Origin of the sequence: Photorhabdus kleinii (genome assembly GCF_025384885.1) — a bacterium.
Lineage (GTDB): Bacteria > Pseudomonadota > Gammaproteobacteria > Enterobacterales > Enterobacteriaceae > Photorhabdus > Photorhabdus kayaii.
In genome coordinates, this window is record NZ_JAJAFY010000108.1 from 1 (window position 1) to 2,456 (window position 2,456).

Sequence of the window (2,456 nt, forward strand, 5' to 3'; positions counted from 1 at the left end):
GTCCACAGTCAACAGATTGACCTGAGCGACAGCCAGACCGCCGCCGGTCAGATCCAACTGACGGCCAGTCAACACGGGATAAGCACCGCTCGCGCCACCGTTAACGCAAACCGTTTGACTGCGAAAACGCCGGGCCAGTTTAACAACAACGGCGGCCAGTTAGTGGCACAGGAAATCCACCTCACGACCCCGGATATCTCTAACCTGAAAGGAAAAATTAACCAGACAGGAAGCGGTGAACTGACGCTCCATACCCGTACCCTGAATAACCGTGAAGGGACAGTGTTCAATCAAGGGAAACGGTTGATCCTCACCACAGACCAGCTTGACAATCATCAGGGCAACATTGCCAGTCAGGGCGAGGACCTGCATCTGACCGCGCATCAAGCAGATAACACTCAGGGCACAGTGCAACTGGCGGGTAACGGGAAACTGGCACTCAACAGCCAACGCTGGCTGGGTGATAAAGGCAAACTGCTCACCAACGGCGCCCTGACGATACAGGCGGGTGAACTGCAACTGAATCAGGCTGAAACACAGGCCGGGCAGATTACCGTCAACGCGGATACCCTGAGCCATCAAGGCGGGCTGATGCAACAACGCGGCAAAGATACGCTGTCTCTGACGGTGAACACCCTAAATAACCAGCACGGCACCCTTGCCGGTAACGGTAACCTGAACCTTAAGGCAACCACGGTCGATAATCGTCACGGCAACATTGTGGCTGCCGACAAGGGCTCGCTGACACTGACGGTCAAAGACACGCTGGACAATCAGGCGGGCCGACTGGAAGCGAGTAATGCGCTCCAGCTCAGCGCGGCCCAACTGGATAATCGCCGAGGTAGCCTTGTTGCCACTGGGGACAGCGCCACGCTGACCATTGGCAAAGCCATTCAGAATGCCCACGGTCATCTTGAAGCCAAAACCCGACTGACTACAACCAGCCAGACCCTGGATAACACGCAGGGGGTGTTGCTGGCGCAGCATATCAACAGCCAAACCACCGGCCATCCCTTCACCAATACCGCGGGACAGGTGATAGCCGGGGACACCCTGACGGTCAACAGCGGTGAACTGGATAATACGGCGGGGCTGTTACAATCCGGCCGGGAGATGTCCGTTGATACCCACGGGCATGGGCTCATTAATACCCGCAATGCCGACCAAAAAGCGGGCCGGTTGTTAAGCGGCGGGCAGTTAACCCTGCGCACCGGCGACATCGATAACACCGGCGGCATGATAGCAGCGGACGGCAAAACCGCGCTAACCAGCACCGCGCTCAATAATACTCAGGGACAGATAGCCGGGAATGGCGGGCTGGACATTCACAGTCAGCAACTCACTAACCGCAACGGGACCTTACAATCCGCAGACGCCCTGAATTTGGATACCGACGGGCAGTTACTGGATAACCAACAGGGCCAGATTATTGGTGAGGGCAAGACCACTGTCACCAGCGGCCCACTGGACAATCGCCACGGTCATCTGCAAGGCGGACAGTTGATTATCGACACCCGACAGGCGCAAACCGATAACCGGGACGGCAAATTGTTGTCGGCCGGTACGTTCAACCTGAAAACCCAGCGGCTCGACAATCGTCACGGGCAGGTGCAGGCGGTGGGCGACACCACTCTTAATGTTGAAACCCAAACCGATAACACCGGCGGCCTTATCCGTGGTGGTCAGCAATTGACCTTGAGCACCGCTCACCTGATTAATCGCGACACGGCGCAAGCGGATAAAGGACTGGAAGCGCAAAACCTGACGGTCAACGCCCAACAGGTGGACAACCGCCAGGGCGCTTTACGGGCGGCCGACCATCTGCAAGCGAACATCAGCCAGACCTTGGATAATCTCCAGGGACTGGTCTCTGCGGGCAAACAGCTCACTATCAACCGCGAGGCTCAGCAACCGCATCTGAGGATTAACAACCCACAGGGCACCTTGATTGCCGGGAAACAGGTGGATATTAACGCCGAAGCTCTCAGCGGTGACGGCCAACTGTTATCGCAGGGCGATATGGCGGTCGCTTTAACCGAGGATTTTCACCATACCGGCAACACCGCGGCCAATGGCAATCTGACCCTGAAAACCACCGGCAATCTCCTCAATGACCGCCAGATAAAAGCCGGTCAGGCGCTGCATCTTGATGCGCAAAATCTTACCAACAGCGCTGCCGGTGAAATTAGCGCCGGGCAAACGCAAATCAAGGTCCACGATACGCTGAACAATACCGGATTGATTGACGGCGGCCTGACCCATCTCACGGCCAACACCCTGAACAATACCGGCACCGGGCGCATTTACGGTGACCAACTCGCCCTCCAGACGGGGACGCTGAATAACAGCGCACAGGACGGCAAAGCTGCTGTCATTGCCGCGCGTGACCGGCTGGATATCGGTACCGGGACACTGAACAACAGTCATCATGCCCAGATTTACAGCGTGGGCGATAT

General features: G+C 57.0%; 1 pseudogene. It reads left to right on the forward strand.

The features are described 5' to 3' along the window. Positions 1-2,456 (forward strand): annotated as a pseudogene (locus LG003_RS22695) (hemagglutinin repeat-containing protein); the annotation flags it as partial.